At 56.6% G+C, this 26462-nt stretch carries 26 protein-coding genes; 4 read left to right on the top strand and 22 right to left on the bottom strand.

Annotation, left to right across the window (positions count from 1 at the left end; translation table 11 throughout):
* Window positions 1–547 precede the first annotated feature (547 nt).
* From ACK2JC_RS21160 to ACK2JC_RS21115, 10 genes are all read right to left on the bottom strand, one after another.
* A complete protein-coding gene (locus tag ACK2JC_RS21160; protein ID WP_368271185.1) occupies window positions 548–1330 on the bottom strand; it encodes an EFR1 family ferrodoxin in 783 nt (260 codons plus the stop codon).
* A gap of 26 nt (window positions 1331–1356) precedes the next feature.
* Window positions 1357–1887 carry a hypothetical protein gene (locus tag ACK2JC_RS21155; protein ID WP_368271186.1) on the bottom strand — a complete coding sequence of 177 codons (531 nt, stop codon included), beginning with the start codon at window positions 1885–1887 and terminating at the stop codon, window positions 1357–1359.
* Between the two features lie 21 nt (window positions 1888–1908).
* Window positions 1909–2829: an SDR family oxidoreductase gene (locus ACK2JC_RS21150; RefSeq protein WP_368271187.1), complete on the bottom strand. Its 921-nt coding sequence runs from the start codon at window positions 2827–2829 to the stop codon at window positions 1909–1911.
* 164 nt (window positions 2830–2993) lie between these two features.
* Window positions 2994–3707, bottom strand: a complete 714-nt coding sequence (locus tag ACK2JC_RS21145; protein ID WP_368271188.1) for a DUF434 domain-containing protein — start codon at window positions 3705–3707, stop codon at window positions 2994–2996.
* 15 nt (window positions 3708–3722) lie between these two features.
* The gene (locus tag ACK2JC_RS21140) at window positions 3723–5171 is read right to left on the bottom strand and encodes an acyl-CoA reductase (protein ID WP_368271189.1); all 1449 of its coding nucleotides are present in this window, start codon (window positions 5169–5171) and stop codon (window positions 3723–3725) included.
* Between the two features lie 5 nt (window positions 5172–5176).
* Window positions 5177–6295 (bottom strand): acyl-protein synthetase, encoded by a 1119-nt coding sequence (locus ACK2JC_RS21135; protein WP_320936217.1) that lies wholly within the window; start codon window positions 6293–6295, stop codon window positions 5177–5179.
* Window positions 6288–6809: a GNAT family N-acetyltransferase gene (locus ACK2JC_RS21130; RefSeq protein WP_092366365.1), complete on the bottom strand. Its 522-nt coding sequence runs from the start codon at window positions 6807–6809 to the stop codon at window positions 6288–6290. Before ACK2JC_RS21130 ends, ACK2JC_RS21135 begins: the two co-directional genes overlap by 8 nt.
* A gap of 72 nt (window positions 6810–6881) precedes the next feature.
* Entirely contained in the window at window positions 6882–7460 is a 579-nt protein-coding gene (locus ACK2JC_RS21125; protein ID WP_320936218.1) for a GNAT family N-acetyltransferase, read from the bottom strand.
* Window positions 7461–7639: 179 nt separating this feature from the next.
* Entirely contained in the window at window positions 7640–8119 is a 480-nt protein-coding gene (locus ACK2JC_RS21120) for a peptide deformylase (protein WP_118757526.1), read from the bottom strand.
* Between the two features lie 27 nt (window positions 8120–8146).
* A complete protein-coding gene (locus tag ACK2JC_RS21115; RefSeq protein WP_320936219.1) occupies window positions 8147–8635 on the bottom strand; it encodes a C-GCAxxG-C-C family protein in 489 nt (162 codons plus the stop codon).
* 434 nt (window positions 8636–9069) lie between these two features.
* Between ACK2JC_RS21115 and ACK2JC_RS21110 the strand changes: the two genes are divergently transcribed.
* Window positions 9070–9732 (top strand): hypothetical protein, encoded by a 663-nt coding sequence (locus ACK2JC_RS21110; protein ID WP_320936220.1) that lies wholly within the window; start codon window positions 9070–9072, stop codon window positions 9730–9732.
* A gap of 112 nt (window positions 9733–9844) precedes the next feature.
* On the opposite strand, the gene ACK2JC_RS21105 is transcribed toward ACK2JC_RS21110, so the two are convergent.
* From ACK2JC_RS21105 to ACK2JC_RS21075, 7 genes are all read right to left on the bottom strand, one after another.
* Window positions 9845–10390: a hydrolase gene (locus tag ACK2JC_RS21105; RefSeq protein ID WP_320936221.1), complete on the bottom strand. Its 546-nt coding sequence runs from the start codon at window positions 10388–10390 to the stop codon at window positions 9845–9847.
* Between the two features lie 22 nt (window positions 10391–10412).
* Complete coding sequence (locus ACK2JC_RS21100) at window positions 10413–11045, bottom strand: hypothetical protein (RefSeq protein WP_368271190.1); 633 nt, start codon at window positions 11043–11045, stop codon at window positions 10413–10415.
* A gap of 17 nt (window positions 11046–11062) precedes the next feature.
* Window positions 11063–13420, bottom strand: coding sequence for a GH25 family lysozyme (locus ACK2JC_RS21095; protein ID WP_368271191.1), 2358 nt, complete (start codon window positions 13418–13420; stop codon window positions 11063–11065).
* Window positions 13421–13690: 270 nt separating this feature from the next.
* The gene (locus ACK2JC_RS21090; protein WP_302325643.1) at window positions 13691–14260 is read right to left on the bottom strand and encodes a Uma2 family endonuclease; all 570 of its coding nucleotides are present in this window, start codon (window positions 14258–14260) and stop codon (window positions 13691–13693) included.
* A 98-nt stretch (window positions 14261–14358) separates the two neighbouring features.
* A complete protein-coding gene (locus tag ACK2JC_RS21085) occupies window positions 14359–14766 on the bottom strand; it encodes a hypothetical protein (RefSeq protein ID WP_276950573.1) in 408 nt (135 codons plus the stop codon).
* Between the two features lie 126 nt (window positions 14767–14892).
* A complete protein-coding gene (locus ACK2JC_RS21080) occupies window positions 14893–15573 on the bottom strand; it encodes a potassium channel family protein (RefSeq protein WP_092366394.1) in 681 nt (226 codons plus the stop codon).
* 35 nt (window positions 15574–15608) lie between these two features.
* Complete coding sequence (locus tag ACK2JC_RS21075; protein ID WP_368271192.1) at window positions 15609–16901, bottom strand: TrkH family potassium uptake protein; 1293 nt, start codon at window positions 16899–16901, stop codon at window positions 15609–15611.
* A 258-nt stretch (window positions 16902–17159) separates the two neighbouring features.
* On the opposite strand from ACK2JC_RS21075, the gene ACK2JC_RS21070 reads away from it, so the two are divergent.
* A complete protein-coding gene (locus ACK2JC_RS21070; RefSeq protein ID WP_368271193.1) occupies window positions 17160–18761 on the top strand; it encodes an ATP-binding protein in 1602 nt (533 codons plus the stop codon).
* A complete protein-coding gene (locus ACK2JC_RS21065) occupies window positions 18754–19455 on the top strand; it encodes a response regulator (RefSeq protein WP_092366403.1) in 702 nt (233 codons plus the stop codon). Before ACK2JC_RS21070 ends, ACK2JC_RS21065 begins: the two co-directional genes overlap by 8 nt.
* A gap of 292 nt (window positions 19456–19747) precedes the next feature.
* Here the strand turns inward: ACK2JC_RS21065 and ACK2JC_RS21060 are convergent, their stop codons facing one another.
* From ACK2JC_RS21060 to ACK2JC_RS21040, 5 genes are read right to left on the bottom strand one after another with little or no spacing between them, the layout of a single operon-like run.
* Complete coding sequence (locus ACK2JC_RS21060; RefSeq protein ID WP_320936225.1) at window positions 19748–21061, bottom strand: TolC family protein; 1314 nt, start codon at window positions 21059–21061, stop codon at window positions 19748–19750.
* 34 nt (window positions 21062–21095) lie between these two features.
* The gene (locus tag ACK2JC_RS21055) at window positions 21096–22295 is read right to left on the bottom strand and encodes a TolC family protein (protein ID WP_320936226.1); all 1200 of its coding nucleotides are present in this window, start codon (window positions 22293–22295) and stop codon (window positions 21096–21098) included.
* Window positions 22296–22308: 13 nt separating this feature from the next.
* The gene (locus ACK2JC_RS21050) at window positions 22309–23520 is read right to left on the bottom strand and encodes an ABC transporter permease (RefSeq protein ID WP_227167899.1); all 1212 of its coding nucleotides are present in this window, start codon (window positions 23518–23520) and stop codon (window positions 22309–22311) included.
* On the bottom strand, window positions 23514–24404 hold the full coding sequence (locus tag ACK2JC_RS21045) for an ABC transporter ATP-binding protein (protein WP_302325633.1): 891 nt from the start codon (window positions 24402–24404) through the stop codon (window positions 23514–23516). Before ACK2JC_RS21045 ends, ACK2JC_RS21050 begins: the two co-directional genes overlap by 7 nt.
* 8 nt (window positions 24405–24412) lie before the next feature.
* Window positions 24413–25816, bottom strand: coding sequence for an efflux RND transporter periplasmic adaptor subunit (locus ACK2JC_RS21040; RefSeq protein WP_368271194.1), 1404 nt, complete (start codon window positions 25814–25816; stop codon window positions 24413–24415).
* A gap of 401 nt (window positions 25817–26217) precedes the next feature.
* On the opposite strand from ACK2JC_RS21040, the gene ACK2JC_RS21035 reads away from it, so the two are divergent.
* On the top strand, window positions 26218–26415 hold the full coding sequence (locus ACK2JC_RS21035; RefSeq protein WP_320938250.1) for a hypothetical protein: 198 nt from the start codon (window positions 26218–26220) through the stop codon (window positions 26413–26415).
* The last annotated feature ends 47 nt before the right edge of the window (window positions 26416–26462 follow it).

Genomic DNA, 26462 nt, shown 5'->3' with positions numbered 1-26462 from the left:
GGTCAGCGTACGATCTACGCCGCCCTTATGTCAAGTCCACAACAAAATTTTCTTTCCCCGTATCTTTTCCTTTATTAAGAATCCATGTATAAAATAAACGTATTTCAAGAGAGAAGGAATAAGGATTCCAAATTATGATGTTGCCCTCTAGTTTACGAAGAAGGGGGATGCCCATGAGTACAATGGAAGTTTTAACTCTGTTACTCGTTATTTTTGCGGCGTTGTCTTACATAGACAATAAACATAATAAGAAATAGCATCCTCTACCGTCCAAAGTTTAGGATGCTATTTCTATAGTCAACTATACATACTGAGGGCATCAGATTTTGCATCTGATTACCTTGCTATCTTGATTATACAGGAGGCACTTAATTTTTTCAAGTGCCTTTTTTAGAAGCATACTTTTACTTAATTTTAGGATTAAATATAGCTTGGAAAAAACAAAGACAAACCGCAACCCCTTGATTCTACAAAGCTTTTCGGATTTGTCTTTATGATACTGTATGGGCAGCCCCGGATCAGCCGCCCGCAGCGGGCCGGCGATGGGCTACTCCCTCCCGTTCCCCGCTCCTTCCAACGTCCCATCCTCCGCCAGATAATACCGCTCCTTCCCCTGAGTCCGCTTTCCATACTCCACGGCCCGGGCCGGGCACCCGCAGATGCAGGCCATACACTGGGTGCATTTCCTGCCCCAGACAGGCTTTCCGCCCTCCAGGCGGATATTGTTCAGCGGACAGAGCTTCACGCAGCGGCCGCAGCCCACGCAGCCCTCCGCCGCATAGTACCCCTTCGCGTTCACGTACAGCGGGTAGAACAGACGGTTCACGATGCTGCTCTTCACCCGGCCGCCCCAAGTAACCATCGGCCCGGGAAACGGCTTCCCTTCCCGGATCATCCCCGCCAACCGCTCCAGCTCCGGTTCAGCCCGGCGGATGATCTGTTCCGCCTCATCCCGTCCCGGAGCCTGATACATCGTAATATAATTTTCCGGCATCACCAGCGGCTCCAGTCCGCAGAACCGCAGTCCTTTCTTCGCGCAGAGCCTGCGGGCGTATTTTGCCGCATTCCCCACGTCGTCGCCGCAGGTCAGCACAAAATAAATCCCGGTATTTCCCGAAAATGAAGCCTGGCGGATGAACCGCTCCACCACCCGCGGAAGCCGCCACGCGTACACCGGGCTCACCACGACATAGTTGTTTTTCGAGTGCAGCCCAATGGCCGCGCCCTCCTTTAAGCACTGGTTGATGGAATTCACCGGCTCCCCGGTCAGTTCTCCCAGCCGCAGGGCTGCGTAGCGGCTGTTTCCTGTTCCGCTGAAATATAAAATCATACTGCTCTCCTTCTTAAAATTCCGGCTCATCCGGCCTTTCCGCATTTTTTCATATCCTTCAGAAAGCGCCCGGCATTTTTCATGTTCGTCTCCACCTTGAACAGTACCTTCCCGTCCGCTCCCAGGGCCCGGATGGTGCTGCCGTAGGCCGTCTCTATCCCCGTCTCCACCCGGTAAACCTGATCCAGATACCAGACGCCCCGGACTCCGGCCATGTTCCGGTAGGTCACGCTCTGGCGGGTCACCGTCACCCTCCTGGCAAAATAGCTTTCCACACAATACGTTCCACCGGACAGCAGAAGCAGATACACCACTGCGACCATCATTTCCACCACCGGTCCCTCCCCCTCCAGCAGGTCCGAACATGCAGCCGCAGCCCCCAGGGCAATGGCTCCCGCCGTGCAGACAATCCCCAACACCAGCACAAACCACTGTTCATGTATCTCATAGCTGTCCGGGTCCGTTTCATCTCTTCCCAGGCTGCGGACGCCAAACCACACCTCCGCCATCACGCAGATCACCGCGGGCAGCAGCCAGAACAGGGCATTGATATGCATATTTCACGCCTCCTCACAGACTCATGTTCCATTCCCATCCAGCTTCCAGCCAAAATCCCCGTGGTAGATCATCTGCCGTGTCATGCCGCCGTCGATGCAAATGTTCTCCCCGTTGATAAATCCCGCCTTTGGACTGCACAGAAACAAAACCATATTGGCGATATCCAGCGGATTTCCCACCCGCCCCGCGGGCTGCTGAAATGCATCCGGCCCGTGATATTCCTTAAAATCCGTGTCAATCCACCCCGGCGAGATGGAGTTGACCCGCACCCGGCCCGCCAGGCTCACCGCCATGGCGTGGGTCAGGGCGTGGATTCCGCCCTTGGCCGCGGTGTAGCTCTCCGTCCCCGGCTGGCTCATGCGGTCCCGGGAGGAGGAAATATTCACCACCGACCCATTTTCCCCGAAATGCTCCTGGAACAGCCGGGTCAGCATGTAGGGGGCCGCCACGCCCACCCGCAGGACATAGTTGAAATCCTCGTAGCTGCAATCCGGCAGGCCACCCCTGGTCAGCATGGCGTTATTGATCAGGAAATCCACCCGGCCGTAGTCCCGGATCACCTTCTCGGAAAATGCCCGCAAAACCGATTCCTCAGCCAGATCGCCGGTAAAATACCCATTTTCTTCCTTATCCAGAATACAGACGACGGCCCCGGCCTTGCGGAATTCCTCGCAGATCGTCTTTCCGATGCCGCGGACGCCGCCGGTGACCACGGCGATTTTCCCCACAAACTCCCCTTCCGGCAAGCTGGCCTGCGGCGTTTCACAGTACGGCTCGTACTCGGACTCGCTTAACGCCAGGGGCAGACCCAGGGCGGTTTTCACCTGCACGCCGCCGTACCAGGTGTCCTCCACGGTGAAAATATCGCCGTTCTGGTAATCCTCGGAAAAACTGTCTTCTTTGTGTATCACTTTTATTTGATCGCCTTTAGATGGTTTCATGGAAGGCCTCCTTGAAAATTTTATTGATGGCGGACAGGTGGAAATGGCCGCGTGTGAAACAGCCGGCGTTTTCCGGCGGGCCAATTATATCCCGCCCAGACTCAAGCCTGCCCTGTTTCCCCCACTTCACATTTCCGCCCGCGCCGGACGTCCCGCATTTCCTCCTATACTGGACGCCCCAGCCGGTAAATCCAGGCGTCCGGCACATACTCCTCGATAATCCAGCGCGCCATATTGTACCAGCTGAGACAGTGATTAAGAATAATCGCGTCCGTGGTGACCACCGCCTCCCGGCCATAGAGCGTACGGTCCACGTCAGGGCGCAGCTCCACCTCCGTCTCAACGCCCGCCGCCACGCCACGCTCCCGGATCAGAGCCGCAAGGCGGCCGGAATTGGAGACGGGCTGATCCAGGTAAATTTTCGCCGCCCTGATCCCATTTTCCCCCATATAGCGGAACATGGCGGAAACGGCCAGCTCCGTCTTGTCTACGATGCGGTAGGTTCCCCGCAATCCCGCCAGGTCCCGCACCGTGCTGTCGGCCCCGCCGATGAGCAGGGAGCCGGAAAATGCCACTTCCAGGGTCACGATCAGGTTGAAACCGTCGATCACCACCGCCTGAGGCGGGGAAAAGCGGCCGATCTCTGCCCGGCGGCGTTTTTCAATCATATCCTCTGGGGAGAGTATCCGAGCCAACGCCATGCGCTGCCGCTCGGAAAGCATATAGTGGTTTCCCACAAAGGTGCTGGCGGATTTGACGTCGTAGCCCCGGTTAATCAGAAACCCCACCTCCACCGCCGCCCGCTCCATGAAATCCCGGTACTTTGGCCCGAACTCCACCGCGTCCTGCGGCACATAGCCCCGTCTCACAATGTCCATTTCCTCATACCTCCGTCAGGTCACATATTTTGAATAGCGCCGCAGCGGGAATTCCCCGTCATGGGGCTGGAAGCCGTGCTCCGGCAGTCCGCTCATGTCCCCGGCGGAGCACACCCGCACCGCTCCGGCCCGCCAGAACAGGTGGGCGAGCATTTCCCGCTCCTCCTCCCCGCAAATCAGCGCGACGGTCTGGAGATAGCCGCTGTTATCCCGCAGGACCGGCAGAATATCCGGCTTTGGAAGAGACTTCACCCAGCAGTTACCGTACATCAGCGAGACCTCGGGGCGGGGATCATTCTTCAATGTCACGCTGGTACGCGTGCCGGAAAATACATGCTTTCCCCCGTAGGCGGACGCCTCCAGGCTGCTGCACTGTACCCGCAAGGTATTCCTGGCCCGCGCGCCAATGTCGGCGGACGGACGGAGAAGGGCCTCCGATTCCAGAATTTCCAAAAAGTATTTAGAAAATTCTTCCAATTCCGTTTCATCTTTGGTCTCCAGGTAAATCCCCTGGCAGGAGCTGCACAGAACCTGCCCGGTGTCCAGCATATGCCGGGCCAGCAGGCGCAGCTGCCGTCCGCCGTCCTGCCCCCGGACGCCCTTAAGCGTCGCATAGGCAAAGCTGATTTTGTGCCCCCACTCGATCAGCTTTACCGACGGCCCGGCCAACTCCCGGACTCCCCGAACCGCCCCGTCCCCGCCCCAGACTACGACGCCGTCCGCCAGACCGGCCAGACGCTTCATGGCGGCCCGGTCGGTCGAGGAGATGCGGAACACGTACAGATAGGGCCTCAGCTTTGGTTCAATGATCGCCAGCCTGCGCAGGAGGAAACTGGAAATTCCGTTGTCATGTTCCGGCAGCTTCAGCAGATTGATATTGCCGGCCAAAAGTCCTTCCACCACGCTGTAAGCCGGAAGCCCCTCCATATTCCCCGCCCCGATGTGGAGCAGCACGCCCAGAGGATAGCAGCGCACGCCCTCCGGCGAGGGCGGAAGTTCCCAGCGCAGCCGCTCTTCCAGCCAGGGACGGCTGAGGAAACGGGCGGCGCGCCGGGCCTGGGCTATGACGGAATCTGCGCCCTGAGCCGTGACCGAATCTGCGCCTTGAGCCGTGACCGAATCTGCACCCTGAGCCGTGACCGAATCTGTGCCCTGGGCCATAACCGCGTCTGCGCCCTGGGCCATAACCGAATCTGCGCCCTGGGCCATAACCGAATCTGCGCCCTGGGCCATAACCGAATCTGCGCCTTGAGCCATAACCGAATCTGCGCCCTGGGCCATAACCACATCTGCGCCCTGCCCCCGATCCATCCCCACCCCCAAAACCATTTCCAGCATCCGGTCATACTTCCCGTCCAGAATCTCCCGCGCCAGAATATCACAAGCCCCGATCACCGTCTCCGCCTCCAAGGTTGGCCCAGCCAATGTGCAGGCCAGCCGTGCCTTCAACACCTCGTATCGCATAGCCCTCAGCCCCCTTCCAGAATTTTCTCCGCCCCGGCCGCGCAGGTTCGAATCTCCGAAAGCCCCGCCCGCCCCAGAATCTCAAAATAAGGCGCCTGATTGCCGCAGCCGCAGGACTCCCCCGGATACAAAATCCCCAAATCGTCCGTCATCACGCTGACAAGGGGCATGCTGTCCGCGATAGGCGTAATCAGATTCACCAACCCCGGCCGCCCAAATCCCAGCGGCCGCAGCGTGTCCACGTCCCGGATGATCACCCTGCTGTAAACCGGCACATGAAAATGGTGCCGCCCACAGTCGCAGTACATCGAAGGATGTTCCACCGCTCCGTAAAACTCCCGGCAGCTCTCCTCCCCTATACCCAGCACCTCCTTTAGCAGGCGGTAAACAACCTCCTTCTCCGGCTGTTCCCGGTAAAACTGTTTCCATCCGCCTCCCAGCAGTACCATGGAGCCGGCCGGAAACCGGAACCGCAGCCCCTCGCGCTTGAGCTCTAACAGAAGAAAATAAAGATACGCCGGAAATCCCACCAGCCGCACCGGAACCTTCTGCCCCGCATACCGTTCCAGCGCCCGTTTCACCCCTGGAAAATCCGGCCGATACCCACCGGCTCCGCGTTTCAACGCATACTTCACCTGGAAGGGCGGCGCGTACAGCAGGCTGGCCCTCTGGGTTTTGGAGATAGCGGTCTGATTCTCCCGGTGCGGCTCGTACCCCAGCACAATATAATTGGCAGGCACAGGCGAAAACAGCCCCCGGGCCTTCCCCAGCCCTGCCGCCATAGCGGCTCCCCGGGCCAGAGCCGCCCACTCCAGGCCAATCCGGCTCACCAGTCCCCCGGTGCCAGAGGAGGTGGCCCGTACCGCCAGACAGCCCGGATCCATGGTCCAAAGCGTGTGGCGCTTGAAAAATGCGGTGGGAATCGGCGGGATACGGTGCAGATCTTCGACCCGCTCCAGGCTGTTTGCGGAAAATCCCTCCGCCTTCAGCATCCGCCGGTATGCCGGATTGTATTTCTGATGAAAGCGCACATTGTCGCGGACCGCCCCCAAAAACAGGCTGTCCGTACCCCTGTGATCAAAAATGTCGCCATATCGGTAAAGCCGCCCTCTGCAATCAGCCATTGCGCGCTTCCCCACACTCAAACAGCAGCACCACCGTCCGCGCTGCATCCGCTCCCGCTTCCTTCAGGCTGCCCTGAAGGCGCTCATATGCCCTGCCGGTGTACTCTCCCACAATCCGGTTCCAAAATACGGAAGAAGCCTTATTTTCCAGATAATACTTCAGCTGCCACTTGCCCGGGAAACGGCCGAACAGCTGAAACGCCGCCTGCCGCCCCACTCCGCGCTTCCGGTATTTTCGCATCACAAAAAACTCCGCCATGGTATAATCCGCCTCCGTATCCACAATCGGATAACAATTCACCATTGCAAAGCCAGCCAGCTTCCCGTCCACCAGGATCAGAAACGGATATCGTTTTTCATCCGTCCAATAGGCGTCCAGATACGGATATCCATAAAGCCCGTTACAGTCCACATCCTGGCCTTCCCACTCCGAAAACTCATACAGGTACTTTTCCAGCAGGTTTCTCATCGGTTCCTTGTCCTCAGGGACTGCCGCCTTCAAACACACATTCATCTCTCATCCCTCTTTTCTCATTGACCCAAACATATTACCTGGTCCGCGTACCGGGCAGGTGTTTCCGTCTCCTCATTCGCCCCTATGTTTGATCAGCTCCGCATAATCCTCCGCCACCATCCCATGGATACACTCGTCGCAAATCCCCTGGCAGTTCCGCCCGCCGCGGCGCAGGATTCCTTCCTGCCGGAGGCCGCATTTTTCCATCACCTTTCCGGAATTGGGATTATTCGTGTCGTGGTCTGCCTGAATCCGCCCGGCTTTCTCCACCTCGAAGAAAAAGCGGATCACCTCGGAAAATGCCTCCGGCATCAGACCCTGCCCCCAAAATCTGCGCCCCAGGCAGTAGCCGATGATGACGCTGTCCACACTCGGGTCCTGCCTGACAACGCTGATATTTCCGATCACATTTCCCTCGTCCTCCCGAAACGCGATGCCCCAACAGTAATAGTCCAGGTTCTGGTACTGGGCGATCCATTCAGAAAGGATCCTTTTTGTCTCATCCACGTTCTCATGGGGCGTCCAGGTCAGAAATCTGGTCACCTGGGGATCATTGGCCCAGTTCCGGTACATGGCCGGAGCGTCCTCTATCACAAAGGGGCGCAGCACCAGCCGCTTCGTTTCCAGTCTTATGGTTCCTGAGTGGTTCATCTCTTCGTCCTCCCGCCTTCCGGCCTCGCGCCCCGGCCGCCGGAAATGGGCCGGGCGCAGCAAAAACTCCAGTATAGTGTCCCTATTGTACCATAAACAGGAAGCTCGTGAAAGACCTCGCTAATTGTTTCGGCATGTATCACGTGTTCATACAATATCACACTACACCGGAGTTATTTTTAATTTTTCATATAAAACGCCCTGCTGTCCTTGGCCCGCATAGTCGCCAGGATTCCGTCCAGGTGGTCATACTCGTGCTGAAGCAGCTCCGACAAATCCCCCTCCAGCTCCATTTCCTTGTCCTGCCAGCTCCGGTCCTTGTAATGAATCCGGCAGCGGCGGTAGCGGTCCACCTTCACCAACAGACCCGGAAATGACATGCAGTCGTCCATCACCTCCATCATCTCCCCGTCCGGGAACTCCAGCACTGGGTTGATCAACAGCACCGGTTCCCCAACGTTCATATAGAGCACCCGTTTTTTCACTCCGATCTGCGGCGCCGCGATGGCCCGGCCCGCCTGATAAATCCGCCGGAACTCCATCATAGTATCGTGCAGGTCCCGCTCCAAAGCCTCCATCTCCGGCAGCTCCTCCTCCCGGACGACCTCGCTGATCTCGTAAAGCGCCGGATTTCCCAGCAATAAAATTTCCTTTATCATATTCCGTTTTTCCTCCTCAGTATGATTCTACCGGTTCGCGCCCTCCAGACGCCGCTCCTCCTCCGCCATAAACTCATAAACAAACAAAATGCTCTTCACCGTCAGCTCCTCGCACAAATGCGGCGGATCCCACTCGTTAAATCCGCCCGGCCTCAGCTCCAGACAGCGCAGCGATCCGAACCGCGACCTGAACTGTCCGGCGAACCGCCTGCACATGTCCACGCGCTCTCCGTCTGCAACTCCCTTAGCGCCGAAATACGCGCCCAGCATCATCAGCGCTCCCTCCACCAGGCCGCACTGCGCCCGGAAACCGCCTGCGCCGTGCATCCCAACCGCCGCCGCATAGGTCTGCTCCTCGATGTGAAATCCCAGCAACTCCCCCAGGCAGAGCATCGTGGTCCTTGCGCAGTTCACATCCCGGTCATAATACAGGCTGTGCACCCGCTCTCTCACCAAAGCTTCCACGTCCCCTGAGGCTGAGTTTCCGTCCACACTCAAATATTGTTTTTCATCCATCCGGTTCTCTCCTCCATAATCCTGCCCGAAAAGCGGCAGATATCTAAGTCAGCAGGGTTCATTTTCCATGTATCGGAGCCCTCTCGTACTTATTACATTTATTTTATCCTAACATGGTCATGGAAACAAGATTTTTTCACGTATCGGGAACTTCTGATATGTAAGTGCCACACGGAAATACTTGTGGCATGTGATTTTTTCTGATGCACGGTACGGGGCAGAGAGCTAAAATGCGCTCTTGTAAAGACAAAGGAGAGATGATAATATATATAATAATCATAAAGGCTGCGATGAACGATGAGGGCACAGCCGATTTTAAAACAGAATTTATAAGCGGAAGGAAACAAGCTCCCCATATCATTCAATCAGAAGGAGAATGGGGTTATCAAACCGCCTGAGGGCGGGTGGTATGGACAAGCTGAGGTGATGGCGGAATGAAAAAAAAGCAAGGTGGTTGTAGAACCGCTTTTGTTATCTGGGGAATCGTGACGGTAATGATTGGATTTGCATTAAACAGTATCAATAAAGCTGGTGAAAATATCAGTACCATTATTTTTGGCGCCTTAGTATTGGGAGTATCAGGTGCATTTTTAGTATTTTGTATTTGTATGGTAATTATTACCAGTAAAATAAAAATAATTGAACGGAAGCAAAGGCAAAAAGACCGAGCAGAAGGAATCAGCCGATATAACCGTATTATCCATATCGGAGGATTGAATGCACCTAAAAATTGTATATGCAATGTGATATTAAATCCAAGCCGCCTGGTGATTGAGTGCGGAGGCAATGAATTTTCGCTTGGTATAAAGAAAATTCGTAACGTTGACTTTCAACTAGACATAAATGAGCAACAATATTTTGAAAATAGTGCGGCTGACGGAATATTCGGCGTAAGCGGAGCAGTTGATGGCACGACGCTTAGAACAACAATAAAACGAGATGTAAAATGCTATGCAATTATCTCATATGACGATAACCAGGGAAGGTTCAGGACATTTATCCTGCGGGATGAGGTTCCAAATTTGAGCGTATGTGCAAGGCTGGTAGATACTCTTAAACCGATGATAAATGTACGGATGAATAAAGTGGAATTATAAATGACAAATGAAACATTCAGTTGATCATCTTCTGCGCAAAAACGGCGGGCACCAATAATGGCAGCCCGCTATTCCTTACCTCATAAGTCTCCCCCTTTCGGCCCGCCATGACTCACCACACGCCTTCCACCGTCCGGTCCATATTGTGCAGGTCCTTCACCGCCTCCCAAATCTCCTCAATGGACACGGGCCTGCCGTCGTGGGCGTCCACCCCCACCTCATAGCGCCGGATCGGCTCCCAGACCGGCTTCACCCGGTGCAGATGCCCGTGCAAATGAATCCGGTCCTTCTTGTACCCGGTCCACACTTCAATGGGAAAATGAAACAAAATGAACTTGGTTCCCATCGCCTTCAGCTCAAAATACTGCCTGCGCCACTGGAAAACCGAGACGTCAAAGGCCGGATCTTCCAAATACCGCTCATTGTTGCCGATCAACAGATATTTCCGGCCGTTCAGGCTCCCAAGCAGCCGCCCGGTCTCCTCACCCTTCCCATCGGAACTATCTCCCAGCAGATAGACCTCGTCCTCCGGCCCCACCGTGCTATTCCACTGCCGCACCAGAAATTCCTGCCGCTCCTGCGCGCTCCCGAACACCCGTTGCCCAACGCTCAGGGCTTTCCGATTGAAAAAATGCAAATCCGACGTAAAATAGATCACCGATCCAATCTCCTTCCCGCCGTCACACACCGCTTCTTTCCTGCAACGGCTGCTCCTTTATGCTGCGAACGCCCGTCCATTTTACCCGGAACACGTTCTCCGCCTGTTCGCCCTCATACCGCCAGCCGCTGACCGCGTAATCCATCAGTCCGTCCCGCTCCAGAAAGCAGATCACATTTTTGTCCTCCGCCGCCTCCACCCAGAACATCACCACGTCACCGGTAAAATCCGACCACTGGATGGGCGGAAGTTTCGCAAATAGGCTGCTCGCCACGCCGTCCCGGGTGTACATGTTGCTGGAATACCAGTTGTACTTATCATACTCCACCGGCTCCCCGGTGTTGAACACGTCGCTGGAATAAATCCCCTCTCCAACCTCCGTCTCCCCGCTTCCCAGCGTCACCTTCGGCTCGTAGGGCCACGCCCCGGTGTCCAGGGCCGCGGAAAGGCCCGCAGCGGAAATCTTCTCCGCCATCGCCTCATATCCAGGCCGGGCCTCCTCCGTTTCCACGGAAAATCCCTCCGGCTCCAGGGCCAGCCGCAGTGCCCCGGCCCGTTTTCCGTCCTCGTAGGCGTAGACGGAAAACCCGTCGTACAACTTGGCCCCGTAATCGTAACCGGTCCTGACCAGATAGGACCTGCCCTCCCAGCTCACATAGGCAAATTCCTCCTTCACGTGGCTGTAATGCTGGTCTCCCGGTAACTCCCGTCCCCCTGCCCTTTAAAAAACACGAACTGGGTGAAACCGCCGGTGCCGCCCAGGTAAATTTCTGCGGAAATATCCCCGATCCCATCCCCGTCGCCGTCCGCCTCCACAAATACCGCCGCTCCGTCCGGGCTGGATGCAATCTCCCGCACCCACCAATCCAGGTCGGGATTCTCTGCGGCCAGCGCTTTCACCTGGGGTGGCGTCAGCTCCACAGACTCCCGGATCGCAAGCAGCGCTTCTTTCTCATTTCCCGCCTCCATAGCGGACTTTAAATAGTTCCGGAAAGATTCCGGTATCCGGCTCTGATCGTAAAACACATCCCCGGCCCACAGACTGCGCGCAAAATCCCCCTTAAACGGCAGATCCCTGTAGAAAACCGCCTCAACCGCCTCGCGTTTTTCCTCGTACTCCTCCTTCGTCCACTGCGCCTCGAATAGCATTTGTCCCCCGCCGGGTTCATCGCTGTAAAACGGACCGTCAAGCTCCCGCCCCTCCGGGAAATCCACCACCCGCACTGGAAATGCGCGGTCTGGATCGTCGCCAGGGGACGGAGGGAATTCCATCATCCTGAGCAGCATCAGGCGGTCCCCGCGCCATTCTGCCAGCGCGGCCCCATTTCCGTTGAAACCGTTGCGGTCATTGTAGTGCAGTTTCACCCGCTCCTGTTCGCTGTCCAGTGAAAATCCCGCGTCCGTCTCCGGGCGCAGCATCGGGCCGTAGTCCAGCTCCTGCCTGAACTGCCCCTGCTCCGGGTCCCAGAGGTAGATATGCCAGGTGTCGCCTTCCATAATCTGGATATCATGATATCCGTCAAAGTTTACATCCTTGTCTACCCAGACCCTCACATCCCTGCTCCCACAGGAAAATGTGTTGACCGGCTGAGCGGCCGCCAGCCCATTTTCGCTGTAAATGCGCAGTTCAAGGCCGCCATCCCCGCGCGCCTCTGTTTCCAGCCAGAGGAGGTTGTTTTCGCGCGCCTTCGTCTCCGGCCGCGGAGCGCCGTCTCCACGCTTTTTCGTATCCGGCCGCAGCGCACCGTCTCCGCCAACCGTCTCCTGCCAAAGCACGCCGGGTGCATTTTCCTCGTCAATCAACACTGTTTTGCCGTCCAGAAATACCCGGCCCTGGCGGATCATCTTTGAAAATGTCATGACCTCCCCGTTGTCCGTCGTGTCGGCCTCCTCCACTGCGTAAATCCGATCCCTGCCGAAGAAAAACCACACGATCTGCGCGGTCGCCCAGTCCCCGCTGCGGATGTCCACGGCCCGATAGGCCATATCCCCGCCGGGCATCGGATAACGGCTCACCCGCATGGGCAGGCCGGACGTCAGGTCCATTCCCATTTTCAGGCACCAGGCGCTGCGCTGCAGCGGAAGCTCCCCCAAATCATCCGGGATGGGGTGGCTGGAAATTTTCAGCCGCTGCATCCGGTAGGAATCCTTTGACAACTCCCGGGTTACGATCATCCTGCCGTTCTGCCGTACAATCTGATGGTCCTTAGATATCAGCAGGCCGAAGCCGTCCATTTCCGCCAGAGTCCCCCTGGCGTCCATTGCCCGGCTGTAACTCCCGGACCACTCCTCCCAGGCCTCCCGGCTGCCGCAGAAGGCGTTTAAGTCGATAAACTTCTCTCCACCGGTATACCCCTCCAGACGGCCCCGGTTGGCATACTGCCAGATGGTCCATTTATTCCCGCCAATACGGGGCCGGGTCACAATGCTGCGGATCCAGAGCGGGTACTCGTCAAAATGCCCTTTCAGATAAAGCTCCCAGGTATCCCTGGCCGCGTAGATCATCGGCTTCACGCCGTACCGCGCCTCCAGGCTGTCCAGCAAAATACTCAGCTGCTCCCGGGTGGCCGCCGGGTCCGGCGGGTTATTTTTTTTGTCCCCGTAAAACTCAAAGTCCACGGTGGGCGGCAGCATCTCCCGGTACGCGGGAACCGCCCTGACGAAGTTTTCGAACTGCCTCTGGGCCGGACTGTCAAAGCTGAAAAAGTGGTAGGCCCCGGCCTTGATCCCCGCCTCCCTGGCCTTGTCCCAGTTCTCCCAAAACCGGTCGTCCACCATGCCGCTGCCCTCTGTGGCCTTGATGTAGGCGAACTCGATGCCCTGGCGCTCAAAAGCGCTCCAGTCGATATCCCCCTGGTAATGGGACACGTCCACCCCGCGCACCGGGTAGCGCAGGCGGGAGGGGTGGTTCAGCAAAATGTACCCTTTATATCCGCAGTAGCCGTAGACGGCCCCAGCCGCGGTCAGAAGCACCGCCGCCAGCAGGGCAAACCGCCAGAATTTCCAGCGTTTTTTCTGTTTTTCTTCCATAGACGCTCCTATCGATCAGTCAGTGGCCAGTAGTCCGGCCTTTATTCCCGCTCGGCAATCGCCCGCAGACTCCGCCTGCGGCCCATTACACTCGGCAAAAGGCGGCAGGCACCATTTCAATCAGCAGTGCCTGCCGCCTCCAAATTGAGAAGCGAATCCCAGTTTTGGGAAGCCTTTGCCTCCCCCATATTTTATCATATCCGCAGCGCCCGTACAACCGGTGGGCCGGATCAAGTTTTCTACAGTATTCCAATACTATCCAAACAAACGCTACTCGCCGCCAACAAATTTTTTTATTTCTGTAAAGTCGATCTCTAACCCCTCAAACAGTCCGGCCCTCACTTTATCAGCAAATCCGTATATAGAGGGTATCCAATCATCCATCAGATTGTATACCGTCACAGTCTGGCGTGCCGCATCAACCACCCAGTATTCCTTTACGGCATTTTCCAAATAAAGCGCCTGTTTCCGTCCATAGTCCAGCCTTCTGCTGGAAGGCGATACCACCTCGATTACCCAGTCCGGCGATCCATGGCATCCTTTATCGTCCAGTTTTTCATTATCACAGATAACCGAAATGTCCGGTTCAACATAATTTTGTGTTTTATCCTTCAGCGAATCCAAAAAAACCGCAAAGGGTGATACGTTCACTTCACATTTACCATGATTCTTTTTAATATACTCATGGATTACAACAGTCAATTCTGTTACAATCCGTTGGTGCGTCCTGGTCGGAGGGGCCATATAATAAATCTGGCCGTCAATCAACTCCGCCCGCTCCCCATCGGGTAAAGCATAAATATCTTCGATTGTATAATCCTTTTGTTTCGGCAATGGCATAAACTCACCTCATCGTTTATCAATCAGAAATTGCAATAATCACATACCGTCTGCTCTCACAATTTAGTATAACCCATTCTCCACTCATTTTCCACCAATTACATCTCATTCCGCCCTAAAATCTGATCGCGATACGCCCTCCACTGCTCAAATGAAGTCGCTTCGCCCGGCCTGATGAATTCCCCTGTGCTGCAATCGATCAGCCGGGCGTTCAAGTCCACCGGCAGAAGGGCCAACACCTCCTTCGGCTCGCCGCCTCTGATATGCAGCATAACCGACTCTGTCTCCGCATTTTTCCCAATATTGAACTCAATGGACCAGACGTCGCTGTCAAGATTCTGCCATGACAAATCCTGGCAATCGCAGACTGCGCCAAGCTCTGCCGCAAGCTTCCCGATCTCATGGGCTATTTCCGCCTGGCTGAACGGAATGATATTCTCACTTTTTATCTCGTCCATGGATTCACGGTTCGTTTTTGTTCTGATCAGCAATACATCCCAGCTCATTTATGGTCCCTTTCCCCAAAATGTTGCACACGACATTTCAGATTCGTAAGGATTCGATATCCCCACCTTGACCATTATTTTATCATATCCTGACAGCCCGGTCCACCGTATCTTGTCTGATACATCCTATCCCACCAAATCGTCCCCCAGCTGCCGTATTTTCTGCCGGTCCCCGATCACCACCAGGGAATCCTCCTGTTTCAGCACATAGTCCGGCCGCACGTCCGTGGTCAGCTGGCCACTGTGGCTGATGGCGATAATGTTGACCCCGTAGCGCTGGCGCAGGCTGGCTTTCTCCACCGTCTGTCCCGCCAGCACGCCGCTCATCTTAAGCTCCGAGATATCCGTGCGCTCATCCAGCTCGAACAGGTTGAACACCCGGCCGGAGATCAGCCGTTTGGCCAGGCGGATCGCCATGTCCCGCTCCGGGTACACCACCTCCGCGCCGATCTTCTTTAAAATCTCGCCCTGCTCCGGACTGTTGGCCTTCGCCACCACGTGGGGCACGCCCAGATTAATCACGTTCAGTGTAGTCAGAATGCTCACGTCTACCTTGTCGCCGATGCACACAATCACCTGATCGCAGTTCTGAATTCCCGTCTCCTGCAGCGTCTCCTTCTGGAGATCCCGCACCACATAGGCGTGCTCCGTATAGCTGCGCATCCGCCTGACCTTCTCCTCATCCTGATCCAGCACCAGAATTTCCTTTCCAGCCTCCGCCAGGGTGCAGGCCAGGGCGCTGCCAAACCTTCCCATTCCGATAATTCCATAGGACGTTGCGTCCTCCTGTCTCTGTTTTCCAAACATAATAAATACCTCCCTTTATAATCCAATTATTGATATTATCCGATTGAAATAGTCCCTTTTGGATAAGAAACCGATGTCCGTGGTTTGTAAATCCAGATCGACGCGATGGTCAGCGGCCCCAGCCGCCCGATGTACATGACCGCGACCTCCAAAAGCTTAGCCGCCGGCCCCAATCCCGTGGTGATCCCCGTGGATAAGCCCACCGTGCCGAACGCGGATGTGATCTCAAACAGAATATCCATAAATCCCAGCCCCGGCTCCAGCACGCACATGGCAAAGGAACCTGCGCAGACCACCAGCATCGACAACGTGCTCACCACCGCCGCCTTGTAAAATGCCTCCTGCGGAATCTGATAGTAAAATGCCCTCGGCTCCCCATTGGTAGCCGCTCCCCGGATCGTATGGAACAGGGTAAACAGCGTGCTGGTCTTGATACCGCCGCCGGTAGACCCCGGGGATGCCCCGATAAACATTAACACCGTCACTGTCAGAAGCCCTGCGTTGGTAAAGTTTCCCAGGGAAAATGTAGAAAATCCTGCGGTTCTGGCGGAAACGCTGGTAAAAAACGCGCCCAGCCAGGTGATCTGTTCCGTCATGCGGATCAACACGGTTCCGACCACCAGCAGGATGGCGCTGGTGGTGATCACCGCTTTGGAGTGCAGGCACAGCTTTTTAAAGGAGCGCTTGCGCACAATGTCCATAATCACCAGAAAGCCCAAACCGCCAAAGGTAATCAGGCCCGCGGTAGTCAGGTTGAGCAGCACGTTGTCCCGGTAGCCGGACAGATTTTTAAGTCCGCCCAGAATGTCGAAGCCCGAGTTGTTAAAGGCCGCGATGGAGTGGAACAGGCTGATTCCCACAGCGTGTACAAAGGGATAATCCCGCCGGAACACCAGAAAGCTTAAAACCGCGCCCGCCAGTTCGAAAACCAGCGTCACCTTGAGAATATTTTTAACCAGGCTCACCAGCCCCCGGCCGGAATCCAGGTTCATTGCCTCCCGGATCAGCAGCCGTTCCTTTAAATTCACCCGCTTGCCCATAGCCAGGATAAAACCAACTCCCACTGAGGTCACGCCCAGGCCGCCGATCTGGATCAGCGCGGCCACAACCGCCTGGCCGAAGGCCGTGTAGGTATCCGCCGTATCCACGGCGATCAGCCCCGTCACGCAGACCGCGCTGGTGGACGTAAACAGCGCGTCCACATAGTGCAGATCAACCCCGGGACGGACCGAGCAGGTCAGCATGAGCAGAAATGAGCCCAGCAGGATCACCGCCAGAAACCCCAGCGCCAGAATCCTGGCCGGTGTCTGTTTCCGTATATATTTCATTAATATTCCTCCCCGTTATCATTCTCTGCTACCACCATACCATGTTTCTCATTAAGGGAGTATTATCGGGATAAAGGGAGCATAAAGATTTTATAAAGATGGGGGGCAGCGAGGTGAAAATTATGGTATAATAAGGAAACGTATCTCTTATCGCCAACCTACGGTTGACGACAAAGTATAATAAGGAAACGTATCCCTTATCATCAGGATACACATCCTCCCCTTCCGGAGGATTACCAATTATAGGAGGACCTGTCCATGTTTGACAGCAACATAGAAAATTCCCCGGCGGAACCGGCTCTTCCGGCCTTTGTGGGCCAATTCCGGCCGCCGCTCATCAACCGCAGGGATCTGGCCTGGACTCTGGGAGTGCTGGCAGTCGTCACCCTGTTCTGCGATATCCTGCAAAAGCTGGGATTTTCCGAGGCAAATATCATCACCCTGGACATATTAGCCGTGCTCATCATCGCCGGATTCGTGTCCCGCCGTGAATACGGTTTCCTGGCCTCCGCAGTCTGTGTGCTGGTATTCAATTTCCTATTCACCACGCCGCGGTACGCCTTCAAAGCCGACGACATTGACACCCAGTTCACACTGCTGGTCATGCTGATCTCCGCTTTCATCACCAGCTCCTTTGCGGCCCGCTTCAAACGCCAGGCGAGAATCGCCTCTCTGGCGGCCTACCGCACCGGAGTGCTCCTGGAGACCAACCAACTGCTTCAGCAGGAAAACAGCGCCGAGGGCCTGCTGCGGCTCACCGCCGCCCAGCTCAACAAGCTGTTGAAACGCGACACCCTGTTCTGTCCGATAGGGGAAAAAGGTCCCGGCGCCCCGGAACTGTTCTGTACGGCCACACCGGACCAGGGGCGCAGAGGTCCCTCCCCCGACACCCTGGAGGAACGGTCCGCGGCCCGGGCGGCCTGTTTACAGCAAAAACAGACCGGCGCTTTCACGGACACCCTGCCCGGCACCTCCTTCCGCTACAGCCCCATTAGCGGCGCGGATTCCCTCTATGGGATCATCGGCGTCCGCTTCTCCGGCTCCGGCCCCGACGACTTCGAGGACAACCTGATCCAGGCCATTCTGGGCGAATGCGCCATGGCCATGGAAAAAGAGCGTTTAAGCCGCATTCGTGAGGAAGAGGCGGCCAACGCCCGGACCCAGCAGCTGCGCGCCGATCTGCTGCGCTCCATCTCCCACGACCTGCGCACGCCCCTGACCAGCATTTCCGGCAACGCCGGTATTCTCTTAAACGACACCGGCCACCTGGCGGAGACGCGCAAAAAGCAGGTCTGCCAGGACATCTATGACGATTCCATGTGGCTGATCAATCTGGTGGAAAATCTGCTGAGCATCACCCGCATGGAGGGCGGCACCATGCAGCTGAACATGGAAGGCGAGCTGTTGGAGGAAGTCATCGGCGAAGCCATGCGCCACATCAACCGCAAGGCCAGCGAGCACACCCTGTCCGTCACCCAGGAGGGCGACTTTCTCCTGGCCCGCATGGATTCCCGGCTGATCATCCAGGTGATCATCAACCTGGTGGACAACGCCATTAAATACACGCCTCCCGGCTCCCACATCCAGGTCCGGGCCTTCCGCCGCGGGGACTTCGCCGTGGTTGAGATCGCCGACGACGGTCCTGGCATCCCGGACTCCGCCAAAGAGCGGGTGTTTGATATGTTCTACACCGCATCCAATAAACCGGCGGACAGCAAACGCGGAATGGGCCTTGGACTGGCCCTCTGCCGCTCCATCGTCACCGCCCACGGCGGACAGATCACCGTGTCGGACCGCATTCCCCACGGCTGCGTTTTTCAGTTTACATTACCCATTGAGGAGGTTGACCTGCATGAATAAACCGGAGATTCTGATCGTCGAGGACGACAAAGCCATCAAAAACCTGATCTCCACCACCCTGGAAATGGAAGGTTACCGCTACCACACCGCTGAAAACGGCGCCCAGGCCATCCTGAGCGCCGCCACACAGCAGCCTGATATTATGTTGCTTGACCTGGGACTTCCCGACATGGACGGCGTCCAGGTGATCGCCAAGGTGCGCACCTGGTCCCAGATGCCCATCATCGTCATCAGCGCCCGCAGCGAGGACCGGGACAAAATCGAGGCGCTGGACGCCGGGGCCGACGACTACTTAACCAAACCCTTCTCCGTGGAGGAACTGACCGCCAGGCTGCGCGCAACCCTGCGCCGCCTCCAGTACCTCTCCGCCTCCACAGAAGCAGAAAACGCAATCTTCACCAACGGCGGCCTCACCATCGATTTCGCCGCTGGCTGCGCCTCCCTGGACGGAAACGAACTGCACCTGACCCCCTTCGAGTACAAACTCCTCTGCCTCCTGGCCCGCCACGTAGGCAAAGTCCTGACCCACTCCTTCATCACCAAGGAAATCTGGGGCAGCTCCTGGGAAGGCGACGTGGCCTCCCTGCGGGTGTTCATGGCTTCGCTGCGCAAAAAAATAGAGGCCGACCCCAGCCAGCCACGGTACATACAGACCCATGTGGGGGTGGGGTATCGGATGATTCGGGTGGAATAAAATATCCTTTTCCCCCTCCCTAACGCCCGGAAACGCCAGTCCAGGCCGTGGGAGGCGGGACGGAGGCGTGTGGAAGAGGGCCAATGCTACTTAGTCTCCGGCAGCACAAAAGGAAGGGGCAAAAGCTTGCCTCAAAGCAAGCTTTTGAGAGGACCTGAACAGCGTATTCCTTCAGGAATACGGTGTGAATGTCCTCGGTACCCTTCCTTTTGTGCTGCCGGAGCCTTAGTAGCATGGCCCTCTGGAACCCGTCTCCGTACCGCCTCCCGCGGCCTGGACGTACCTTTCCGTCCTACTCCAACGTCAACCCCTTCACCGCCCAATCATACCGGTTCAGCGCCCCCAGCATCTCAATCTCCGCTCTCCCCGCGGCCGCCCTTGCTTCCATATAAGCCACCTTCGCGGTCAGATATTCTTCCTGGCTGATCATCCCCAACTCATGCTTGTGTGATATCGCCTTCCAATCCATCTCCGCCCCCGCCAGCGCCGTCCGCCCCGCCTCACAGGAAGTTTTCGCAGTCTGCACCTGGCCATACAGAGAAGTAAGGCGCGTATACATCCCCTGTTCCGCAGCCTCCACAGACCGATCCCTGCTGTGCCTCTCCTTATTAGTCCCGGAAAACCCGCTATGACGCTGGCTGCGCAGCTCATAACTGTTTCCCCAGGCCGTCTGTTTATCCGCCTCCAGGTCCAGCGCGCCCGCCCGTTCCAGGTCGGCGGCAGGCAGCGCGCCAATCTCAACCGCGGCGTCATAGGTATGGCCGGTGAGCAGACACAGCTCCCGCTTCATCTGCTTCAACTCCCCGTCCAGGGCTTCTGCCTTGCCCAGGGCCGCCATCCGATCCTTCTCCGCCTGATCCACATCGGCCTGGGTAACCATACCCTCCGCCAGCTGGCGCTCCAGCTTTTCCTTCTTGTAGGACGCGGCCTCAAGCTTTGCCCCGGCGCTTTCCCGGTCCAGACTCAGGCTGTGCCAGGTCCCCATCACGTCCTGGGCCGCCAGGATCGCGGTGTCCTCGGTCTGACGGATATCCATGGTGTTGGAAGCGCTGTTGAGAGAACGGATCTGCTTATCCAGCTGATCGGCGGATTCCTTTAACATTTTCGCCTGTTCCAGATAATGCCTGGACCCCTCCAGGTCCCCGTCGTCCTTCAGCTCCCTCGCGTCCTCCCGCAGCCTGGCGCGGTTTTCCATGATCTCATCCCGGGCGGCCTCGTACTCGCCCACCCAGTGGTCCAGATCAGCCCGCTTGGCCTGCACCTCGGGATTAGCTCCCTTGATCAGCTGCTCTAAATCCGCGTATTCAATCTGCTGGGAACCAGCGGCCGTTCCTGCCTCCTCTGCCAGGGACGTTATCGCGCCCCCCAGGGCCAGAGAGGCGGCCAATACCAAGGCAGCAGCCTTTTTCAGTGCGCTGCCCTGCCGTCCCGGGATCTGTCTGCCCTGCCGTCCCAAAGCCTTTCTGCTCCGCCGTCCCAGGGCCTCTCCGCCCTGCATTTCCCGGCCTTCACAGTCCAGCCGCCAACCGCTGGACGCGGGCATGCCAGGCATGGTTTCACATCTCTGATTCAGTTGTCTTTCATTTTCAGCCAATCTTCTATCCATGATCCATCCCTCAACTCCCGTCAATCCCAACCGTCTACAGGCTCCCCGCGTCCGCCAGCCCGTTCACGGCCCACCAGTAATCCTCCTGGGCCTGGGTCAGCTTTAAAGCGCTCACCTGCTCCGCAGCCGCCTTGGCAGCGTATCCATCCTGTATCTCCAGGTATTCGTTGCGTTTAATCGATCCGTTTTCCAGCTTCCGGCTGGCCGCGTCCAGATTTCTCTGTTCCAGCGCCAGCTCCGCAGCCGCCTGATCCTGGTCCGACTGGGCCTGCTTCAGGTTCTGGTAACGGTTTTCCACATCCGTCTTGATCTTCTGCTCCGCCTCGCCCACATTGACCTGCAGCACTTTATTCTGAACCGTACCGTAATTGGTGTTGTTCATCTTTCCTTTAGCCGCCCGCAGGGCATAGTTCTGCTCCACGGCCCGCTGCTTGTCGCCTTCCAAATCAATGGCTCCCAGATCCACCGTGCGGGTCACCGGTATTTCCCGGATTTCCGGCGATGCGTCGTAGCTCCAGCCCGTGAGCAGACACAGCTCCCTGCGGACCGTGTCCATCTCCTGATCGCTTGCCTGAATGGACGCCTGGGCAGACTGCACCGCCTCCTGAGCCTCCATCAGACGCGCCTGGGGCTCCATCCCCGCCTGCACCCGCACGGCCGCGGCGCTCTCACGCGCCTGGGCCAGGCTTAAAGAGGCTTCCAGACTCTGCCTGTTTTTCACCTTCTGCCAATACTGGTTCATCTTCGTCTGAGCCGTGCGCACCAGCTCCGCCTCCTGGCGGTCGTACTCCAGCTTTTTAATACCGCCGTCCATATTTTCCGAGTCCGCCGTCTCCTGCATACGCTGGGCCTGAATGCGGGTGGAAATGGACCCGGCCAGGGCGCTGGCGTATCCCGGCTGGTCCTCGTCCACATTTTCCAACATCTTGTCGCTGGCGTCGTAGAGGTCCTGAACCGTGTCCGCGTAATCGTTCTTGAAACGGTCGCTGCTCTTGCCCCGGTAGTCGTCGTACTCCGCCCGGTTGTTCAGCACCGTGGCGTTGTACTCGTGAATCAGGTCATTTAACTCCTCATATTCCATCACATTGTCCCGCAGCGCGGCCCATTTCTCCTGGGTGTAGGCGAATTCCGGGCTGCCCGCCAGGGCGCTCATGGGAAATGCAGCCGTCATGAATAAGCTCATGCCCACCGCGCCCACCGCCATGGCCCCGCGTTTCAATCTGTTATCCTTCAAATGTTGTTCCTCCTTACTCATAGCGCAGCGCGTCAATGGGATCAGCCTTGGCCGCCTTGGAAGCCGGGTACAGACCGAAGAAAATGCCCACCACCGCGGAGAATGATACCGCGATAATGATGACGCTGGGCTTCACCACCACCGACATCCCCAGAGCCGCGCCTCCGGCCGTCACCAGGCCCACGCCGATCAGGATGCCGATAATACCGCCGCATGCCGACAGAATAGCCGACTCGGTCAGAAACTGGATCAGCACGTCCCGGGTTCTGGCCCCCAGCGCCTTTCGGATACCGATCTCCCGGGTCCGCTCCGTCACAGACACCAGCATGATGTTCATGATACCGATGCCTCCAACCAGCAGGGAAATGGCTGCGATTCCGCCCACCGCCATGGACATTCCGCCCATCATGGTATCCACGGAGGTCATCTCCTGCATGGCCGTGTACATGTACATATCCTCCGGCTCCCGGCCGTGCATCTTGGCCGCGTAAGCCTTGAACTGCTCAAAGAACAGGTCCAGGTCCACATCGTCCGCCGCGTACACATGGAGCTGGTAAAAATAGTCGTTGGGCCAGGTCAGCAGGGTGTAAGGGATAAACGCCGACCCCTTATCCGAGCTGCCGCCCATCATCAGGGCCTGGAACGCATTCATTTCCTTTCGGTAAACGCCCACCACCGTGAACTCATCGGTGGAACCGTACAGGGTGGTGCGGAAGGTCTTGCCAACGGCATTTTCCACGCCGAAAAGCTTCATTGCGCTGTCCGTGTCCATCACCACGTTCCGCTTGCGGCCCAGGATATCGCCCTCGTTCAGGTAACGGCCGTACACCACGTTCACCGGCTGTACGTCCTGGTAATTGTAATCGATGCCGTTGTAATCAAAATTCACCTTGGTCCGCTTGTGAGTGGCCTCAGCTGAGGTGTAGGCGCTGCTGTCGATGTAGGCGATCTTGTCGCCGAAGGCCTCCTTGGCCCGCTCCATCTCGTCCAGCGTAAAATAGTCGCTCTGGCGCACGTCGTCCACCCAGTAGCCGATGGAAATGTACGCCTGGGTGATTCCCACGTCCTTGTACAGATCCGAAAACATTTTCCGCATGGTATCGCCGATGGACACGATGGAAATAACCGAGCCAATGCCGATGATAATTCCCAGCATGGTCAGGGCGGAGCGCATCTTGTTGGAACGGATGGCGGAAAATGCCATCATCATATTTTCAATCAGCATGTCTCCCCCTCCTCCTGGTGATGATCATTGATCGTATCGCTCAAAAGCTGTCCGTCGCCAAACCGGATGATCCGGTCCGCAAAGGCCGCGATGTCCTCCTCATGGGTAACCACCACCACGGTGGCCCCCTCTTGGTGCAGTTCCCGGAACAGCTCCATAATCTCAATGGACGAGGCCGTATCCAGGTTTCCCGTTGGCTCGTCGGCCAGAATCAGGGGCGGCTGGTTGGCCAGCGCCCTGGCAATGGCAACGCGCTGGCGCTGTCCGCCGGACATCTCGTTGGGCATGTGGCCCAGGCGCTCTCCCAGCCCCACCCGCTCCAACAGCTCCTTTGCCCGCTGCTGCCGCTTGGCCTTCGGCACTCTGGCGTAGGTCATGGGAAGCTCCACATTTTTCAAAGCCGACGTGCGGGAAATCAGGTTGAAGGACTGGAACACAAAGCCGATCTTCCGGTTGCGGATGTCCGACAGCTCATCCGGCGTCATGGAAGCCGTGTCGTGGCCGTCCAGGTAATAATGCCCCAGGGTGGGGCGGTCCAGGCAGCCCAGAATATTCATCAGCGTAGACTTGCCGGAACCGGAATGGCCCATAATCGCCACAAACTCGCCCCGGCCAATGGTCAGGTTGATTTTTTTAAGGCCCAGCACCTTGATGGCGCCGGTGTCGTAAATCTTCACCAGATTTTCCAGGCGCAGCAGCGGCCCGTCCGGGTCGCTGGCGGAGGCCTTCAAAAGGTCCTTCTTCCTTCTGCGTATGTACCGGCCCACAGAACCGCCGATGTAGGGGAGTCCGAGCATAATGCCCCATTTTTTGTTCCCCTCTCCGCCGTTTGAAATCTCGAGGCCGCCGTCCACTTTTTTAAAGCCCCATTTTTTCTTTTTCATAAGGCCTCCTACATCTGCGGCAGAACTGTCACCAGAGCCCCGTCAACCGTCATGGGTCCGGGATTGAGGATGACCTGCATCCCTTCCGTGAACTCTGAGCCGTCCGCGGGAATCACTTCCACGTTCACATCGCCGTCCACGCCAAGGGTCACCGGAATCCTGCGCACCTTCTGCTCCTCCACAACCGCTATGTAAGTCGCCTCGCCGTCGTCGATCAGGGAGGTCACCGGCACCACAAAGGCATCCTCAGACTCCCGGATCAGGATCTCCGCCTTAGCTGTGATCCCTGCGATCAGCTTGGAATTCGAGCCGTCGATTCGAATGGTGGTTGGTATCACGCGCTCCGTGGAGCCGCCGCCCTTCTCCTCGCCGGTGGGGGAAATCTTTATGATCTCGCCCTCAACGGTTTCACCGTCCAGGATGTCAGCGCTGATGACAGCCGTCTGCCCCACCTGCACCTTGCCGATGGAATACTCGCTGATCTTGATCTCCATCTCCAGCTGATCCAGGTTTTCGATGCTGAAAATGGGTTTGTCGTCCTCCACCTTATCCGCGAACTGTCCCACCTTGGAATTCACGCGCACCACGGTTCCGTCGATGGTACTCTTAATCTCCGCGTTCTCCAGCTCTTCCTTCTTCTTTTCCAGGTCGATGGCCGCGTTCTGAACCTGCAGCTCATAGGATGCGTCCGCCGCGCCCCGGCCGTTCACCACGTTGTAGCCCTCTACCTGGCGTTTGGCGTCGTTTAAGGCATTGGCCGACTGCTCCATCTCCACCTGGGAAATGTCCCCGGCCGCGTACAGGGCGCTGTTGCGGTTGTAATCCGCCTGGGCCTTTCTCAAATCCTGGGTGGCCTTCTCGTAACCAAGGGCCTCGCTCTTATCTTTCTCCTGCTTATTCACTACCGCCAGATCGTAGGCGTTCTGGGCCACCTGAAGATCCCGCTCCAAATCCGTCTTATCCAGTACGGCCAGAATCTGATCCTTGGTGACCTTGTCGCCCTCCTTCACATTCATGGTAATGATCTCCGCGTGGATATTGGACACCACGTCCACGCTGTCCGTGCCGGAAATGGGACCGCTGACCGACAGCTTCTCCTTGATGGGCTGGCGCGTCAGGGACATAACGTTCACAGGTACGGCCACCGGCCCCTTCTCTCCCCTGCCACAGCGGGACAGCAGGAATGCAGCGGCTGCCAGAACCACAACCACGGTGATAATCTTGCGCTTTCTGCTGTATCCCTTCCACCGCTCTTTTAAGGAAGGTTTCTCCCCCGAGCGGGCCTTTTTCCTGCGTTTCTTCTTCCGCTTGCCGCTGCCATCGGCCGAATCCTCGTCCGTCATGATTTCCTCCACCTGCCGGTCAATCAACTCCGACTCCGTCAGGTCCTTCTTGTCATACTCGCTATCCATACAAACCTCCTGCTCCCTAAACTGTACCAATCTTATTAGTACGGTTATATCATAAGTATCCTACAAATACAAGCTTGGTAGACAAACTCATCTCATATGTTCACTATTATAAGCGAGATTGTTAAATCTTTCATCTATAAAATCTCTAACATTTTATAAATTAAAGTTAAAGAATTCTTAAAGAATCTGGTGGAATTTGGATATGGACAGACAAAATGAACGGTAGAACAGGCGCTGTTACCGGCAGCCGTTCATTTTACGAAGATTTCTATGTTTCCGGCGGCGGGAATATGTTATTCTGTATAAAGAGATAAATGATAACGCGATTTGAGGGGAATGCGGGAAGGGGACTGTTTAAAAGACATATTCTTTGACAGTCCATCGAGCGGAGGTGTGGAACAATGTTAGAAGAAAAAGACTTACAAGTGTTAAAATTTATGATGGAAACGGTTGTAAACGCCAGGGCTTCTAAAACAGAAACGCTGCTGCTCCAGATGATCCAGGACTTGAAACGGAACGTGGAGGAATTGCATTTGCCAGACGGTCAATACCAAGCAGCGACGATACCGCTGATATTAAAAAGGATCTCGCCAAGGTAAAAAGCGAGATCACTGAAATCCAGCTGGTTCTGGAACATGATCGAGGA

Origin of the sequence: Enterocloster lavalensis (assembly GCF_046603895.1) — a bacterium.
GTDB lineage: Bacteria > Bacillota > Clostridia > Lachnospirales > Lachnospiraceae > Enterocloster > Enterocloster lavalensis.
The sequence above is the reverse complement of the archived record's forward strand: the minus strand, read 5'-3'. Positions and strand labels throughout refer to the sequence as shown.